The organism is Sphingobacterium sp. JUb20 (genome assembly GCF_004342035.1).
GTDB classification, from domain to species: domain Bacteria; phylum Bacteroidota; class Bacteroidia; order Sphingobacteriales; family Sphingobacteriaceae; genus Sphingobacterium; species Sphingobacterium anhuiense.
The window spans coordinates 90994-108898 of the sequence record NZ_SLYV01000013.1; the positions used below are offsets into that span (position 1 = coordinate 90994).

Here is a 17905-nt window from a genome sequence, read left to right on the forward strand (position 1 = left end):
AATGTTTAATTAGCACATTAATATACTGACGATCATTGAAATAAAATACAAGGGGCCAATTTAAAATGAATGGATAAAATTTTCTAAAGTCAATTAATAAAAAGTACAAGCCGCAAGAATTTGCTTTTCTAAACGGCTTGCACTACATTAATGTATATTTGAATACGATAAATACGTTATCTGACCTCAGTACTCTGCTAATAGATGACTTATTTAAACAATCTGCGAATTGAACTGACAGGTATGGTGCTGTGGATGGTCATCTGGTGACTGCCAGGAATACCCCTATTTGATGGTGTTCCCAAAGATTGTGTGGTGGATACCAATGCAGCCAAGTTTCCCTTTTCATCAAATATAGGTCCGCCACTAGAGCCAACGGCATAATCGGCTGTAATATCCATACGTCGTGATTCCCATCCTTTACTCTCATCCTGGGTATTGCGGGCGACTACACCTTCACTATAATAATAAAAATTCGCCATCGGATGGGTAAGCGTCCTGACATCCTCACCCGCATGTAAAGATTCACCCAATTGAACAGGGGATAGCTTTTTACCTCTAGGATCAATTTTGATCACAGCTAAGTCGGCATCCTGAGCATAACTCAATACATCCAGAATAGGATAAACCTGGCCATTCAATCCTGCTAAAAAATACGCACTATCAGCTTCGGCAGAGGCAGTTTTGGCCATCATGCTTTCCATTACATGTCGATTGGTCAGACATACGCCATCTTCGGTTAATACAACTGCTGTAGCAATCACCATAGCGTGCAGCTTATCACATTTGCCACAATCAAAATATTTGCCGACCATAAGGACACCCTGACCGCGCTGATTATACATATCCACAGGTTTCATAAATTTTTTGTGAGGCTTCGGAAGTTTAATATCAACAGCAACTTTTTTATTCCCTTCGGCCGCATTCAGGCGCGATCGCATTGCTTTAGCGCCCCATTCCGGATGCCCATTGACCATTTTGCCCAGCGCGGCTTCCAAAACCGAGGTCATCTTTACTTTGTCAATATAGCTAACAGAATCCTGCGTACTGCAGTGTGCAAAGGGCGCAATTAATATTCCGATTATTACACTCATTAAATATTTCATATTTTTTTTACGCTTTAAAGTTATATACATATTTTAATTCGGAATATTGTTATTCTCCAAAAAACTTAGCCAGTGAATTTTCAAGATCCTTTCCACGTAGATTTTTTGCTACAATCTTTCCTTTCGGATCAACTAAAAAATTTTGCGGAATCGCATCCACACCATATAGCTTTGCTACAGAATTTTCAAATCTTTTTAAGTCACTGACATGGGTCCAGTTTAGTTTGTCTTCAGTAATTGCCTCTAACCACGAGTCTCTTTTTGCATCCAATGATACACCCAAAATCTCGAATCCTTTACCGTGAAACTTTTCATAAGCCTTAACCACATTAGGGTTTTCGGCACGACAAGGACCGCACCATGATGCCCAGAAATCAATCAACACATATTTACCTTTAAAGTCAGACAAATTGATAGGTTTACCATTAACATCATTCTGTATAAAAGCTGGGGCATCTTCTCCGATGGCGGTATTAGAGGTTGCCGAAATTTTGTTAGAGCATGATTTCCATGCCTCAGTTTCCTTAATACTCTGATCCATACCATTTAGCAATACCACAATCTCTGCATTGGGTAGGGTTTTTAGTTCAATTAAATTTTTTAAAGCATAAAGGGAAAATATTTTTTTCGGATTTTCCATTATATATTGTTTCAGTGCCGAAGTGGCTTCCTCATTTGACTTGTTTGGTGACCGGCTTGTAACAAACTCTGTAAATTGTTTTTCCTCCTCGTGAATTGGCGAGTCACTAATCTCGGCATTTTGAATAAAACCCTTTCCGGTAAGTTTTATGTTTTCTCCAGGTGAAAGTATGAGCATCTTTCGGTCCGGCATCTCCCCTTTCACAGATTTCATGACATATGAAACTGCTGGTTCGCTCAAGGTCGTGCGAAATGAGAAGACGCCATTGTCCACAATGCTGGAATCTCTATAAATGCCGTCGCTTTTACCAATAAGTAAAAAAATCTTGGTGCCAGAAGGCAGTTCGGAAAACGAACTACTAATAGACACCTCTTTTTGTGGTAATTTTTTGTCTTCCTGTGCAGACAAAAGATAGGGCGTCAAAACAGCTCCTATCAATGTTAAAATTGCTTTTGTTCTCATTATTGTAATTTTTTAATTATATCAATTTACAGTTTATCTAAATCTTCTAATCCTACTAACGACGGCTCCTTCTGATCAGAAGGACTGTACCGAACAAGAAAATGACTGCTGGAATCAAATAAACCAAGATCATCTTTTGAAAGCGCGCTTCTGCAAGCGTGATGTTGAGTCTAGTATCGACAGGATCTGGGGAATGTATGTGAATATTATTCCGCCCATCGGTCATGCCGTGGAACAATGTTTTCATCAGACCGACATTACGTGACCATAGCTTATTGTTCAAAAAGTCAGTGTCTCCAGCGATCATAATACGTTGTTGACGATTCCCTAGTTTACGAGTGAGCATAAGCAATGTTGGCAAACTTTTATCGATATCACCACCATTTGGATCGAATGCTGGTGGTATAGAATCGAAGACGACCGGAGCCTGCGTCAGCCAGCTCTGGCCAGCAATAGTGCTTGCCAGGGTCATGACGCTGAACGAAGTGGTATCGGTATATGAGAGTGCTGTTGCACGTTTAAATTGTGCCATTTGCCGGCCATGGGAATGATGATCATGTTCCATTTTTTCTCCATGAATATTTACAGACAAGTTATCGGCAGTTTCATCCTTAGAAGGTTGAACTAGCTGCCCCGGTAGCAATTGAACACCTAATTTCTGTAAGAAAGGATTTAAAATATCTTGTTTACCAGGCTCACCCATAATCATCATATTACCACCACTATCCACATAATCCGAAAGTTTCTGTAACTCTGCTACAGTAAATTTCACCTTTGGATCGGCAATTATTAATGCTGCCAGACCTTTCGGAATGTCTTGTATGGAAAGATCGATGGAATCCGAAGTAAAACCTAGATTGACAAGCGCTTCCATTTCCGACTTTTTACGGCTATGATCACTGTATTCACGCTCACCATTCTTATAAATAGATCGCTGAAGACCGCTAGAAACATAAGCCAGCTTGGGGTTAAAGCCATCCACAAGCTTGTTGATGGCAACCATCAAAAGATTGTCCGGGGCCCATATGGGTTGCTTTGCAAATGTCCTTAATATCGCACTGCGTCCATTATACTCCAAATGCATCAAAATATGATTCCCTTCGGGTCTGAGGTCCATAGTTTTGCGTATCTCGATCGGTGTTTTAATTATCGTAGAATCCATTTTTATCCTTTTGGCAAAATCTGCAACATATCTCGCAGAAGCTTTGAGATTTGTCTTAAATGGTTTGAGATTATAGTTATCGTAGGTCGTATCTGCATCATAATAATAAACATAGTGATATTCAATATCAGGCTTAAAACGTTGGTATTTTTCCCAATATTCAGTTAAATATTTATTTCGGCTTTCCGGTATCCCGTGCATTGCATCCATCAAGTCACTCATATTGACATACAATGTGACTTTGAGTTTCCCTTTGTCTAGCTTTTTTAAAGAGGCTTGCACCTCTGGATCAATGGTGTTAATTTTGAGCGCTGAGGTGTCCCAATATCCTACTAATGCAGGCCTTGAGCTTACATAACCCAGCGCCAAACCAACCATTATCACTGTAATATATCTGCTGCCGGATTTTAACCAGTGCTCATTCACACCTCTGGTTCTGTACAGACGCAAAAGAGTAAACGACAGAAACATGCCCATAATAATTAAATAATAGGCAATATCTTTGGTTGTGATCAAGCCCTGATTGAACTTTGCCGTATGCCCTTGCATCGAGAGAAAGTAGGTGAGGTCACGTATAAAATCTTTCTCCTGCCACATCTCGCCAATACGGCTTAAGATAAATAACATAATAAAGGTGGCAAGAACTGAAACAATATAATTAGATGTCAGACTTGACATAAACAAACCAATCGAAGCATAAGCACAGATAAGCAGTAAGAAGCCCAGTGCACTGGCCAATAGCATGCCATAATCTATATGCTGGATATTAAATCCAGCGATAAAAAAAATAAATCCCAAAATGCCTATTAACAATAAGCCGAAACAGACCGTTGCCAAAAACTTCCCAAAGACAAGTTGCCACAATTTCAGGGGTGAGGAGTTTAGCAAGGTAAGTGTTCCTTTATTAAATTCCCGGCTAATCAGCCCCATTGTCAACAAAGGTATAAACAGATAGAGATTTTGTCCAACTTGGTTAAAAACCGCATCTTTGTAAAGGAAAAATATATCATAAGTCAACGGCCGATTAAAACCTGTCCAATTCGCATCAAGTCGTAAAAATGCACTTTGCTGTCTTGCAAAAGACTCAAGCATAGAGGAATATACAATCGCACATTGTCCAAAGAAAATGACGACCAATACCCAAGCGATAGGTGAGTAAAAAAGATTACGCAGCTCGTTTTTTGCTATTTTAAAAATCATATCAACAAATAATTAGTCATTAAGAAATTTTTTCAACTGCTTAACCAAATCCTCTCCACGGAGATTTCGAGCTACGATCTTGCCTGTAGGATCAATCAAAAAATTGGCGGGTATAGCAAACACATTGTACAGATCACTAACGGTCTTACCATCTTTTTTATCAATAACCTGAGTCCAGGGCAGAGCATCCTCTTGCACAGCTTTCAGCCATGCTGTGCGATCTTTATCAATGGAGATACCAAGGATTTCCAGCCCTTCGGAATGCAGCTGTTCGTAAGCTTTAACCAAATTGGGGTTTTCAGCACGACATGGACCGCACCAGCTCGCCCAAAAATCAACCAATACATATTTTCCTTTATAGTCATCTAGTTTCACGATCTGCCCATCAGACTTGGGTAATTCGAATCCGGCCGCAATCTTCCCTGTATCATTCTTAACTTTATCTGCCTTAAGACTGACATAAAGGATAACATATTCATCCACATTTTTATAAGCAGATTTTGCTTCTAACAAATCCATCATTTCATATAAAGTATCTCTTGGAACTATTTGACTGACAAGCATAGCGCCCAAAGCATCTAACGAAAAATATGATTCAGGAAATTGGCGTATATAAAGACGCTGTGCCGTCAAACTCTCTTGTTTCGTTCTATTAGGACTTCGGCTTAGTATAAAATCAATGTAATCCGTGCGTTGTTTATTTATCTCAGAAGCAATGATCCTGGCTTCTCCAAGCGATTCTTTAATAGAAATGGTAAAATTCTCCTCTGGGGCAAGCAATAAGGGAAACATATTGTCCTTATTGGTATTGGAGGAGGCAATAGTTTTTTCAAATCCCTGCTTTCCGGTATGATCGAGATAAAGCGAAGCTTTTTGCACGTTTGTAACATCTGCAGAAAGGCTGAAAGTCCTATCCACGATCGATGCCGAGTCAATTTTACTGCTTCTTTTATTTCCTTTATACTTTAAGTATATTTTTGAACCTTCAAAGGCATCGGTACCCATCTGCCCAGAAATCAGCACAGGCTTTTTTTTTGTAACCACTTTTTCTTGAGCAAGTGTTATTATTGGAATTATAAAAATTCCTGTAAAAACTAAAATATTCCTTAGTGTCATCAGTTATGAAATTAAAGTGTCAAAACATTTATTATTCCTTAATTGTCTTATTAGAAAGCCTACTTTCTTTTTCGCCGTACTAGGATAACTGTACCGAGCAGAAGCATCAATGAAGGTAGTATCCACACCATAATTATCTTTTGAACTTGTGCAGTCGCGAGACTAATGGACAATTTATTGTCGATTGATTCGCGCCTACCAATTTGAATATCATTACGGCCATCGGTCATACTATGATATATCCCTGGGACCAAATGACTTAGACTTTTCCCAATATCATCGTTGCTGAGGAAATCCGCATCACCAGCCACAAGAATACGTTGTTCACGTCCGTTCTTCTCACGCGTAAGCAAAACTAGCGTAGACATACTACTGTCTATATCACCCAGCTCAGGTCTAAAAACAGGTGCTATTGAATCAAAAACATTTTTTGATCGACTAATCCAGGTCTTACCTGCTCTTGTCTTAGCCATCGGTGTAATCTTAAACTGACCTTCATTGTTATAAGAAATGCCGGTAGCTCCATCCATAAGAAAAGTAATATCCTCGTGTATTCCGGGTAACTGACAGCGAATTTTATCGGCTGTTTCATCTTCCGAAGGCTGTAAAAGCTGTCCTGACATCAACTGCACTCCTAATTTTTGAAGCAACGGATTCAGCACCTGTTGTTTACCTGGTTCGCCCGTAATAATCATATTTCCACCATTTTCGATATACCGTTCTAATTTTGCAAACTCTGTTTCAGAAAGCTCAACTTTGGGATCGGCTAGCACCAAGGCTGCTAAGTCGGAGGGTATCGAATCTTTTTCCAACGATAAGCTATCAACTGTAAAGCCAAGATTTACAAGCGTATGTGGTGATGCTAAATAGCGGGTATGTTCCGTATATTCACGCTCTCCTGTTTTGAAAACAGAACGTTCGAGATGTCCAGTGACAAACGCAAGTTTAGGATGATACCCATCTACCAATTGGTTAACCGCCACGATGATCTTATCTTCCTTTGGCCATACGCCCTGTGATTTAAATGTGCGAAGCGTCGCGGTACGCCCGTCATATTTGAGTTTCATGACCAAGCTATATCCTTCCGGATCCAAATCGATCTGTTTGCGCATCTCTTCTGGCGTTTTGAACATATCAATATCAAAATCACGCGCTGCAGCTTTCTCAATGGCAATTTCTTTTAGACTTTTGCCCGGATATTTATCAATAAAATAGTTCTTGGCCGGTGCTAATGTCAAGTTATCGTATACAGGATTGTAATCGTAATAATATTCATACTTAAAATCGATATCCCGTTTGAATCGCTGATATTTGGACCAAAATTTATCTAAATAACCGGCATTGCGTGTAGCCGGCATTCCATAATCGACATAGTCATCCATGAGATTGGTGTATAATGTAACTTCCAATGGCCCCTTATTAAGCCTTTTGAGTGCTACCTGGGCTTTTGAATCGATGGTACTGATTTTAACCTGTGTATTATCCCAATAACCAATTAACTTAGGCCGCGAGGTTACATAACCCAGTCCCAAACCGACCATGATCACTGAAACATACTTGATGGCAGATTTAGACCAGTGCTGCGCATTTCTATTACTTTGTAATCTGAAAATGGTAAGAAGCACGAACATTGAAATTACGATCAGATAATAGGCAACATCTTTTGTGGTAATCAGCCCAAAGAGAAATTTATCTATTACACCAATCAAGGATATCGAATAGGTGATATCGCGAACAATATCAACATCTTGCCAAAGCTCACCGAGACGACTAAAAATAACAAGTGTTATTAAGGTAAGGATGGCAGAGATAATATAGTACGAGGTTAGGCTGGACATAAACATACCTATCGCTGCAAAAGTACAGCACATCAAAAAATAACCCAAAGCTGCTGTGAAAAGCAGACCATAGTCTACATTATCTGCATTTAAGCCCGCCGCAATAAATGTCACGCTTATAATCAGGACTAATAAGAAAGCGAATAGAACAATGCCCAAATATTTACCCAGTACCAGCTGCCATAATTTAATAGGAGACGAATATAATAAACCATGTGTGCCATTGTTAAACTCCCGGCTAATAATCGTCATGGAAAGTAAAGGAAAAAGGAAGAGCAACTTACTAACCACCAAATTAAATACCGAATCAGGATGACTTCCCGAAAAAACAAATAATGTGCCGTGCATATTATTAAACCCCGACCAATTAGGATTGCGGTGAATTGATGATTCTTGTGCCTCCGCGATAGCCTCAATCATATAGCCATAACTGACTGAACACAATACAAGGATCAATATCATCACGAACCAGGAGATTGGAGAATAAAAAAGGTTACGTAGTTCGTTTTTTGTTATATGAAAAACCATATTGATTTACTATTTAATTGATATGTGACAATTTGTTAAAAATATCGTCTAGAGAGCTTTTGTCGAATCCAATTTCGCGGATGCACCAACCTCCTGCTAATCCTGCGGACATTACTCTTTCAATCACATCGTCACCACCTTCAAATTCCAATCTAAATCGATCATCTGCCAAATTTTCAACCATTCGGACTCCGGGGATATTAAGCAGCTCTTGCTCTGCCGGAGGATTTTCCATCAGCAGCAAGATGGCAGATGAGCTTGCATAATTATTAAATGCCCGCATACTATCTGAGAATACAATTTGGCCAGACTCGATCATGATAACATCGCGACACAGCAAATTTATTTCCGAGAGTACGTGCGATGAAAGTAAAACTGTATGCTCCTGCCCCAGTTCACGGATCAGCTTGCGCACCTCAATGATCTGATTAGGATCGAGCCCATTGGTAGGTTCGTCCATCACCACCAAACGAGGTTTGTGAATAATGGCTTGAGCTATACCCACGCGTTGACGATAACCTCCGGAAAGATTGCGGATAAGACGTGAACTCATATGCGCAATACCACATCGTTCCTTCACTTCTTCGACTGCTTTTTTGACTTTATCTTTAGCAACTAAACGAAGCTGTGCGGTATAGATTAAATATTCATCAACAGTAAGATCGGTATATAATGGAAGAGTCTGGGGTAAAAATCCAATGTTGCGCTTAGCAGCAACTGGATCTTTGCTTAAATCTATTCCGTTGATCAAAATCTTACCCTTAGTGGGATTCAAGACACCGCAAATAATATTCATGGTTGTCGATTTACCGGCACCATTAGATCCTAATAGTCCGATGATTCCTGCACCTGAAATCTCCAAATTTAAATCTCGTACAGCCCAGGAACTACCATAACGATGTGACAATTGCTCTACTTTTAATATCATATTTTTTTATAATTTAAGATGATCAACAAACTCAATAGTTTCCTTTTATAATTGAAGACGGATTATTTCCTTAGATGTCCCTTCGAACTGTTATATTTTCTTCAGAAACATCCCTGCGTGAGTGATCATTGGATGCTGTAACGTACACCTGCATAAAACAATCTCCCAGTAATTGGCCCCCAAAGCAATGACGTATCGAAAAAACTACTAAATGGCTGATCTGCAGCCAGCACTGGATTTGGCTGAAAAAAATTAGTGAGATTTTCACCACCAACGTAAAAGGTAAATGGACGTTCTTTTCCAAAAATTTTGCTTACCTGTGCATTCATCGTCACAAAAGCCCTGGAATAATCAGGTAATTGATATTCGAGCGGGTTTGATGCTGTGGAAGGTAAACGCTTTTGTCCCGTTGCACTCAACGTGTAATCGAAACTCCAGCCGGTTCCGTGTGTACTGTAGGCAAGATTTAAAAAACCACGATGCTTAGCGAGCAGCGGACGCTCAAGCAATTGATCGCCGTAAGTCGTTTTTACATCAAAGAATCGATAAGCCATGCGCGCTTCGAAATGCGGCATAGGCATAAATTTTAGTTCGGTCTGCATACTGTTTGAAAAGGATTTTCCTTTGAGGTTATAAAAGGCGAGCTCTCTCGGATTTTCGTAATCAACGACCACTTGATTTGTAAAGGTATTCCGGAACAATTCGATACTATAAGATGCTTCGCGGTCGAATATCCTGAAGGACTGGTCAAAACTGAATCCAGTATTCCAGGCTACCTCAGGAAGTAAGCCGTATGCCTTTTCATTGCTATTTGCGACAAGGATATTCACCATGCGAGAACTAGCAAGTGCAGCAGTATTTTCTGCGAATATATTTGCTGTACGTTGGCCACGACCACTGCTTAAGCGCAGTGTCGTGCCAGAAACAGGCTGATAGCGAATATGGCCTCGTGGCGTAGCAAACCAACCATACAGACTGTTGTAATCACCACGTAAACCAAGGACAGCATCAAATTTTTCATTTGGACTAAAGGTATATTCTACAAATCCCCCTGGCACTATCTCCGCGCGCTTAAAATGCGCTATACTTGTTGTTTCCATCATACGAAAATCTTCATCATACCGATCGTATAAGAGACTCAATCCTGTTCGATACTTATGACTGGGAGAATCCCCGATCAAATCTTGATAAATAAGATTCGCATAACCATTATTCTGTTTAGCATCATACGTACGAAGGCCAAAATATGATTTCTGATTGAAAACTGTACCGGACAATTGTAAGCCGATACTGCGATATTCATTGTTTGGAAATAAATAACCTATCTTAGTAAAAGCTTCATACCGTTCAATATCAAAGTTTAATCCATATCTATTTTTAGTCAGCTTATCAGTTTTAGGATCAAAATCAACCTGTCCTCCAGTGCGGTTATCACTTAGAAACTTAATTCCAAAATGAAGATAGAAGCCTTTACCATCTTCATATTTCCAACGGCTCACTCCGGAAAACAAATTACCCACAGGGACGTCACGGAAACCATTTTCACTGAAATTAATATTCTTGTTATACATAAAATTATCATGAAGCAATAAGCCTCCAGACCAGCGTTCATTGAAACGGTGGGCAAGACTAAGGTTGAGATCCGAACGACCGGAACTATTTGCATAAGCATTCAAAAATAAGCGTTCAGAAAGATCTGGTTTTTTGAGTTCTACGTTAATCTGTCCTGCAATATTTTCGAAACCATTTACGACAGAACCAATACCTTTACTCAGTTCGATTGACTCTATCCATGCACCAGCAATACTATTAAGCCCTAGAGGAGTCGCCAATCCCCGTGGACCGGGAAGATTTTCAACTGTCAGTTGGGTATAAATACCGCTGAGACCCAACATTTGAATCTGCTTGCCGCCGGTAACGGCATCTGTAGACACGACATCAACCGACGCATTGGTTTCAAAACTTTCAGCAAGATCACAGCAAGCTCCCTTTGTTAATTCTTTGCTAGTAATAGTTTCTATACGACTGGCTTTCATCTTATTGATAAAAGTACTGCTATTTCGGGCAGAGACCGTTACTTCGGCGAGAACATGGCCTTTAGCCAACACCATAATCGGTGCGTGCAAATCAGAAATAACGATTGTATCGGGCTGCAAGCCTGAATGAGTTACAATGAGACTTTTAAAGCCTTTATGATGTAAAATTTGAAAACGGCCGGTTTGATCAGAACGTATAACCTTTGATGGGTCTTCCATCCAAAATACATTTGCGGCTTGAATGGGTCTGAATCTACCATTTTCAGTTTCTTGTAATATTTGTCCTTTAATAATATGATCATGATTGTGTTCATGAGAATCTCCGTGATTGTCTTTGCCCCTATAATTGCAGCAGCCCTTAATTTTTTCATAGATTTCATTTTTAGATTTGAACCCAGCAACATCGTGTCCTGCATCAAGTAGACGTTGAATCGCCGCTTCCAATGCAAATACCTGAGGATCGAACTGTAGTAATAGCGACTTCGACTGTTGATCCCAAGCAGCCTCTTTAAGACCTTGGCCTGAAATCGCCTTTTCAATCCTTGCTTTACATTGATCACAATTACCAAACACATTTACCCTTATTGTCGTATCTGTCGCTATGATAGCGCCTGTAGCATGAAACCATCCACACAATAATAATATACAACCAATAAAACAGTTGGTCTTAATACAAATAAATTTCATAGTATATTAAATTCTTATAAATAAATTTTTTCTATAAAGCTCAACTGCTAACTCCTGAATTGGAAAGCAATTCGAAGATTCCCTCATTTTTGATGATCAACATACCTTGCCTGTCCTCTGTGATTCCTTGTTCCAATCTGTAAGTATATCGCGGCCGATTTTCGTCCATCACAGTAGGCATATAGACAAAACGAACGTTAGGTAGATCTTTGAGTGCTTCACCTACTTCAATAATGTGTGTAGAAACGACAAATAGGCTAGAATGGTATGCAGCAAAGCCTTGTGTTACGGCCAAAGTACCTTCATATGCATCTTTTACATTGGTTCCCTTAAACAATTCATCAAATAAGAGCAAAAGGCGTTGGCCATTTGCGGTCGCTTCTGCCGCCTGTTTAACCCTTACCACTTCTGCATAAAAATGACTATAGCCAAGACCAATATTATCGGCGACATTGATGGAAGAATAAAGCCCATCTCTTACATTAAATTCCAGACCATTTGCCGCAACGGGGAATCCCATATGTGCGAGATACATACAAATACCAATCGACTTCATTAATGTCGATTTCCCGGCCATGTTTGCCCCTGTAAGAAAGAGCACATTGCTGCCCGCATTCATGGTGATACTATTCCCTATAGCGTTTTGCAAACAAGGATGCCTAAGATCTGAAGCCTGAAATATATTCTCGCTCGCTGGTAATGCTTTCCCATAACTGAAGTTCTTTCGCGTCGCAACACCACTAACAGCTACATAAACATCTACCTCGTATATAAACGATAAAATAGATGACATTTCAGAATGCAAAATTCCTTTTAATAAATGGTCATAATATGCTAAAGTACCGACAGTGATAGGTTGATAGATATCTATAGAACAAAGTTTTAAAATCAAACTATTTGAAAATATAACCTTCATTTTATTGAGATCTTCTTGAAACGGATGTGCGGTATCTGGGATAGATTGAACAAATTTATGACATTTATCAAGAGTAATAATTACCGCCTGCAGGCCTGCCAAGGCCTTTTTATAACGATCATCGCGTGTTAGGCTAGCTAGCATTTTTTTTGTGAACATGGTAGCAAATACCATTAGTTTATTACTGTTGGATGAACTATCAATATATTCATCCATCGTTTTCACAATGGCACCATCAAAGTGGAACTGGATCTTTTCAGATTGAAAAAACTGAAAGATGTGACAACGCTTATTGATTGCATCTACATCGGTGAGTGGGTTATTAAACATCTGGTCAAACAGCAAAGCCCCGCCAGCGGTCTTCACGTGATTAAAAAGGTTGTATACAGAATCTTTCTGAAATCTTCCTAACAGGTTGAGTTCATCTAAGGTTTGCTTATCTATCTTAAAATTCATTATTTAATTACTAAAAGGGTTATATTCAATTAATATCGTTTATACTGTTTCCTTTATTCCATCACGTAGGATTTCTAAAATCTTTTCATTTTGGATGATAATCATCCCGTGACGATCGTCTGTGATACCATTTTCTAATGTGTAAGTATACTCGGGTACCTTTCCAACCATCCTTGTTGGTAGATATTGGAAACCGATATTGTGTTTTTGTCGAAGTATATCACCCGCTTCAATGATATGAGAGGAAATGATGAATAAACTATTATAATGATCTGAAAATTTAGACATGATGGCCACAGTCGCTTCATGTGCATCTTTGACATTTGTACCTCGAAACAATTCATCAAATAAGACGAAAAGCGCTTTCCCTTTACTAAGCTCTACCGCAATTTTCTTTACCCGCAATACTTCCGCATAAAAATGACTCGCGCCCATCCCTAAATTATCTGGCAAATTGATCGTTGTATATAATCCATCCAAAACAGAAAATTCCATAGCACTTGCAGCAACAGGAAATCCAACATGAGCAATATATAGTGCAGTACTGACCGTGCGAAGCATTGTCGACTTGCCTGCCATATTAGCTCCGGTAAGGAAAACCATATTTTTCGAATTATCCATGTGAAAGTCATTAGCCACCGGATTCTTTAAAGTCGGATGGTATACTCCTTCCAATTTAAGTTGACTACTCTTACTTGTAGTAATCGTGGGAAAAACAAATTTCCTTTTTATTGCGGTTTGTGCAACCGACAAGTAAACATCTAGGTAATAAAGATGACCAAGTAACTTCTTTAGTGATTGTCGTTGATTTTTGCGGAATAATCTATCATAGGCAGTCACAGCACCATAAGAAAGCTTTCCTTTACTCTCTTCACGGAGTGCTGGTAATAAAGCGTCATCTGCTAACAACTGTGCAATGGCTCCCCGCTCTTCACTATATGCCAAGGCCGCTTTGATGACGTCCTTTTCAATAAAGTCCTTTGTTTTGTGCAGCAAATCTATAATTGCATATACCCCATTTTGTATTTCCTTTTCACCAAGAATAGAACGGCCAGTTGCAACTGTCGCTTGTTCTGCGGAATCCGCCAAGTACTTTTCGACAACATCAAATAATGAGGTACTAAAGAGAAATTTCAAATCGTTAGTTGCAAAATGAGCAATAATCTGTATCCGTTGATTGATTTTGTCAGGATCGGCTAATGGATTTCGGAATAGTTGTTCCAATAAGACTTCCCCTCCTCGAGTATGGACATGGTTATAGTTATCATAAATACCTTCTTCGTTTTGTTTTCCAAATAGCTTTAAATCAGCTATGGTTTGTTCATCGGTCTGTAAATACATATATATCAATTTATTATCGGCTCAAAACAGTATGAGTTCAGTTTTTGCGAACAGATATAAGGTAAGGACGGTTCAATAATGTGAATGTCCCTTAATTGCTGTGAGGTTGATCGATATTCTTTCACACAATAAGAGGAGAAAAACCAAGTTCCGGCAGGTGCTTGTAGAGAGAGATTAATAATTTTAGAGAAAAATTAGTGTTAGAGCTTGCTGTCAGCACTTTCTTTATTCGAAGTAACTATTTCAATACAATTTTTTTCAATCGACAAGATATCATTAAAAAAAGGGGGATAGCAGCTATGGAGATTAAACCATTACGATTATATGAATTAAGGATATTACCATTAGATGATTCAAAAGATATCTTGAAATTAATTGATTAAATTCCATCACGGAACCATCCCCAATCAGAGCTTTTAGAGTTGCAATATATTCCCATGTGCTTTTTTAAAGAATAAAATATGGCTGTATTTTTAATAAAGATCATTCACCTAAGTCTCATAAAAATCTGATTCAGTGTCACAGTTCATCTGACTACTCAGCTGATACATTTTTATTAGATATTTTTTACCAATTTTTTAACGACCTGGTCAATTTGGTATTGTTTTCCCACAAATGATCTTTCAATATGTATATCGAAAATGAGTATTACACATTCGTTTGAAACTATTGCTTTTTAAAGAGCATTGCTCACCTCCTTTTTTGAGTCTAATGAAATTAATGACTGTCCTTATTCAGTTTATTGCATCCATTTCTAAATTTAAGTTATTTCAATACAATCCTTCCGGAAGAAGAAAAAACATTCCTTATTATTTGGCATCTTAGAAATAGAAGATCTAAATCTTTTTATGACCATTATTAACTATAATAAAAAAATGTATTTAGATTCGTCTTATTTATTTCACAAATAAACTCACATTATTTCTTAAAGAAGCTATCTGGTTTTCAATGCAATGATAAGTTTTCATGAGTCATTTCTATTATGTTTTTTGTGATAAGGAGAGGGTTATTGATTAATGACACTTTAGAATCCTATTTTTTTTCTTATATTTCGCCAATATGCATTATATTTACGACTTAACCAACTAGATTGTAAGCCTCTATGCAAAGAGACAATTGTTCACTGAAAACCGATAGCGAGCTGCTGGCGGAAATGGCCACTGGTGATGCTTTTGCTTTCACTACATTATATGATAGATATAAGCGCTCACTTTATACGGTAGCTTTTCGCCGTCTTGGTGACAGGGAGCTGGTCGACGATATTCTGCAGGAACTTTTTTCTAAAATTTGGACCGGGAGAGCCGCTGCAAACAGCATCGAAAATTTTTCCGGCTACATCCATCGTGCGCTTAAGAACCAGATTATAGATTATTTTCTCCATCAGCAACATGTAATGAAGTATCAGCAATTTGCAGAAAAGCAGGAACAGTATACAGAAGGAACTGACCATAACGCAATGCATGACTCTTTTCTTGAACGTATATTTGAATTGATCAGTGAAAGCATACCTCAGGGTAAAGAGATTTTCCGCCTACGGATACTGGAAGACAGAAAAACTGATGAAGTGGCTGCAGAGCTAGGAATAGCTGAAAAAACCGTGAGAAACAGGCTCTCACTAGTATTAAAAGAATTAAGAGAGCGCTTGTCACAGTATACCATATGGTTTCTTTTCACATTGGTTGCCCAATGTATAGTGGAAGGCTCATTTTTTTTAAACGCACTGGCATAAAAGGATCAACTATGAAAAGCATTCAGACACTTTTACAAAAATATAGAGAAGAAAATTGTGATGAACAAGAATCGGAACTAGTTGAGCTGTGGTATGATACATTAAAAGAAAGAAGGGAACCATTAGCTGACGACATATTAGAAAACATACTTTCTGAACTGGACAACCGTATAGAGGTAATTCCTAACATAAAATCTAACATCCGAATATTATATATACGGAGAATGAGTATTGCAGCAACACTGTTGTTCGCTATAGGAATAGGAACTTATTTCCTATTGCAATCTCCAGAAACTTCTATTATTGACGCCATGCCGCTTGAGAACAAAAATACTAGGATTTTATTAGAGGATAATCGGGAAATTAAAATGGAGGACCTGCTACCCAACGATACTTTAAAGACCCATTTTTATCAGATCGTAAAGCATAATGATGGTGCAATCGAGTACTTAGCTAAAAACAAAGCCTCATCAGCGGTTTACAATACTGTTAAAACTGGAGCAGGAGGAGTCATAAATATTATATTGTCTGATGGTAGTAAAGTATGGTTAAATGCAAATTCATCTATTACCTATCCTGTTGCATTTAACGACTCATTTAGAGATGTACTACTCATGGGCGAAGGGTACTTTGAAATATCAACACAAAAAAAGAAAGAGAAATCAATTCCTTTTTTTGTAAAAACAGCCACATTCTCAATAGCAGTGCTGGGGACTAAATTTAGCGCAGGAGGCACTACTGGACATTTTAAGGCTACACTTCTAGAAGGAATGATTGCTTTGCAGAAAAGTAAAGTTCCTTTGGGAAAGCAGATTACCGAAAATTTACAAACAGTATTGAAACCCAATCAACAATATAAAGAAGAGGAAGGCGGTCAAGTTGTTACTCTGAAAGAACCTGAATTGGAACTAGATTGGAAGAATGGATATTTCAATTTAACAGGAAAATCTTTCGCTGAGGTGAGCAATGAACTATCAAACTGGTATGGTATTAATTTCAAGCTTTCGGATGATATTGAAGAATCTGCACTCTATGGCGAGATAAGTAGACAAAGTCCTTTATCGGAAGTCCTCAAATTTATAACGGAAGTAAATGATCTGGAATTTAAAGAACAAGGTGGTTCAATCATAGTTAAAAGAAAATATAAAAAATAATTATAGATCTGAAATTGATTCAATGCAATCGTTCGCTATATATTGATTAAAATACAGCTGTCTCTGACAGCCGAGACAGCTGTATTTATTATCATGTAACCTCTATTTGCAAATCATTCCGTTGCTCAGCAACCGGCTTGTCACATAACTCACAACTGCCCCTACTATAACCATCAATACAGGGTGCACAACATCACCAACAAAAAGCTAAGAGATGCCTATTCTTTAAACTCTGTCAACTCCATAAAAATCTTAAAAAGTTAGTTTGTTGAACAAATCATATTATTATTTTATTTTTCAGGGACATTTTGTGCCTACAAACGTTTTATAATATTACAATGAAGGATTGCTTATAAAGATCGGGAGTCGTTATTGCCCACATCATTATCTTCTCCTATAAACAATTATGTTCAAATTGTTCTCCTAAGACAAATTGGACAGGTTTTTATAAAAAACTTTCATGATTTTTCATAATTGAAGTTCAAAGGTCCCGCTTAAGCGGGACTAATGGGCTTTCATATCAAAATAAACAATATATATTCTCGTAAGTACAGTACTCTGAAACAAAATTTAACATGAAACTTAGTCTTTGACATAATTCTGAAA

Annotated in this window: 11 protein-coding genes; 2 read left to right on the forward strand and 9 right to left on the reverse strand. The window is 38.3% G+C overall.

The genetic code is table 11. From position 1 onward, the window contains the following. Nucleotides 1–209 precede the first annotated feature (209 nt). The 9 genes from EDF66_RS20715 to EDF66_RS20755 all read right to left on the reverse strand — a co-directional run bounded on the left by EDF66_RS20715 (nucleotide 210) and on the right by EDF66_RS20755 (nucleotide 14416). The gene (locus EDF66_RS20715; RefSeq protein WP_165902477.1) at nucleotides 210–1094 is read right to left on the reverse strand and encodes a serine protease; all 885 of its coding nucleotides are present in this window, start codon (nucleotides 1092–1094) and stop codon (nucleotides 210–212) included. A gap of 61 nt (nucleotides 1095–1155) precedes the next feature. Then, a complete protein-coding gene (locus EDF66_RS20720) occupies nucleotides 1156–2208 on the reverse strand; it encodes a TlpA disulfide reductase family protein (protein ID WP_243656104.1) in 1053 nt (350 codons plus the stop codon). Between the two features lie 55 nt (nucleotides 2209–2263). Further along, nucleotides 2264–4570 (reverse strand): Gldg family protein, encoded by a 2307-nt coding sequence (locus EDF66_RS20725; RefSeq protein WP_132844775.1) that lies wholly within the window; start codon nucleotides 4568–4570, stop codon nucleotides 2264–2266. A 12-nt stretch (nucleotides 4571–4582) separates the two neighbouring features. After that, on the reverse strand, nucleotides 4583–5686 hold the full coding sequence (locus tag EDF66_RS20730; RefSeq protein WP_243656105.1) for a TlpA disulfide reductase family protein: 1104 nt from the start codon (nucleotides 5684–5686) through the stop codon (nucleotides 4583–4585). A gap of 59 nt (nucleotides 5687–5745) precedes the next feature. Next, nucleotides 5746–8052 carry a Gldg family protein gene (locus EDF66_RS20735; RefSeq protein ID WP_132844776.1) on the reverse strand — a complete coding sequence of 769 codons (2307 nt, stop codon included), beginning with the start codon at nucleotides 8050–8052 and terminating at the stop codon, nucleotides 5746–5748. 13 nt (nucleotides 8053–8065) lie between these two features. Continuing rightward, entirely contained in the window at nucleotides 8066–8980 is a 915-nt protein-coding gene (locus tag EDF66_RS20740; RefSeq protein ID WP_132844778.1) for an ABC transporter ATP-binding protein, read from the reverse strand. A 125-nt stretch (nucleotides 8981–9105) separates the two neighbouring features. Beyond that, a complete protein-coding gene (locus tag EDF66_RS20745; protein ID WP_132844780.1) occupies nucleotides 9106–11703 on the reverse strand; it encodes a TonB-dependent receptor plug domain-containing protein in 2598 nt (865 codons plus the stop codon). A 40-nt stretch (nucleotides 11704–11743) separates the two neighbouring features. Then, the gene (locus EDF66_RS20750; RefSeq protein WP_132844782.1) at nucleotides 11744–13075 is read right to left on the reverse strand and encodes a MutS-related protein; all 1332 of its coding nucleotides are present in this window, start codon (nucleotides 13073–13075) and stop codon (nucleotides 11744–11746) included. Nucleotides 13076–13114: 39 nt separating this feature from the next. Beyond that, nucleotides 13115–14416, reverse strand: coding sequence for a MutS-related protein (locus tag EDF66_RS20755; RefSeq protein WP_132844783.1), 1302 nt, complete (start codon nucleotides 14414–14416; stop codon nucleotides 13115–13117). Nucleotides 14417–15569: 1153 nt separating this feature from the next. Between EDF66_RS20755 and EDF66_RS20760 the strand changes: the two genes are divergently transcribed. Further along, a complete protein-coding gene (locus EDF66_RS20760) occupies nucleotides 15570–16145 on the forward strand; it encodes an RNA polymerase sigma factor (RefSeq protein ID WP_165902478.1) in 576 nt (191 codons plus the stop codon). Between the two features lie 11 nt (nucleotides 16146–16156). Then, nucleotides 16157–17299 carry a FecR family protein gene (locus EDF66_RS20765; protein ID WP_165902479.1) on the forward strand — a complete coding sequence of 381 codons (1143 nt, stop codon included), beginning with the start codon at nucleotides 16157–16159 and terminating at the stop codon, nucleotides 17297–17299. Nucleotides 17300–17905 lie beyond the last annotated feature (606 nt).

What these genes read in the sequence shown, in the direction of transcription:
- EDF66_RS20715 (WP_165902477.1), bottom strand. Translation starts at nt 1,094, where the DNA reads ATGAGTGTAATAATCGGAATATTAATTGCGCCCTTTGCACACTGCAGT.
- EDF66_RS20720 (WP_243656104.1), bottom strand. Translation starts at nt 2,208, where the DNA reads ATGAGAACAAAAGCAATTTTAACATTGATAGGAGCTGTTTTGACGCCC.
- EDF66_RS20725 (WP_132844775.1), bottom strand. Translation starts at nt 4,570, where the DNA reads ATGATTTTTAAAATAGCAAAAAACGAGCTGCGTAATCTTTTTTACTCA.
- EDF66_RS20730 (WP_243656105.1), bottom strand. Translation starts at nt 5,686, where the DNA reads ATGACACTAAGGAATATTTTAGTTTTTACAGGAATTTTTATAATTCCA.
- EDF66_RS20735 (WP_132844776.1), bottom strand. Translation starts at nt 8,052, where the DNA reads ATGGTTTTTCATATAACAAAAAACGAACTACGTAACCTTTTTTATTCT.
- EDF66_RS20740 (WP_132844778.1), bottom strand. Translation starts at nt 8,980, where the DNA reads ATGATATTAAAAGTAGAGCAATTGTCACATCGTTATGGTAGTTCCTGG.
- EDF66_RS20745 (WP_132844780.1), bottom strand. Translation starts at nt 11,703, where the DNA reads ATGAAATTTATTTGTATTAAGACCAACTGTTTTATTGGTTGTATATTA.
- EDF66_RS20750 (WP_132844782.1), bottom strand. Translation starts at nt 13,075, where the DNA reads ATGAATTTTAAGATAGATAAGCAAACCTTAGATGAACTCAACCTGTTA.
- EDF66_RS20755 (WP_132844783.1), bottom strand. Translation starts at nt 14,416, where the DNA reads ATGTATTTACAGACCGATGAACAAACCATAGCTGATTTAAAGCTATTT.
- EDF66_RS20760 (WP_165902478.1), top strand. Translation starts at nt 15,570, where the DNA reads ATGGCCACTGGTGATGCTTTTGCTTTCACTACATTATATGATAGATAT.
- EDF66_RS20765 (WP_165902479.1), top strand. Translation starts at nt 16,157, where the DNA reads ATGAAAAGCATTCAGACACTTTTACAAAAATATAGAGAAGAAAATTGT.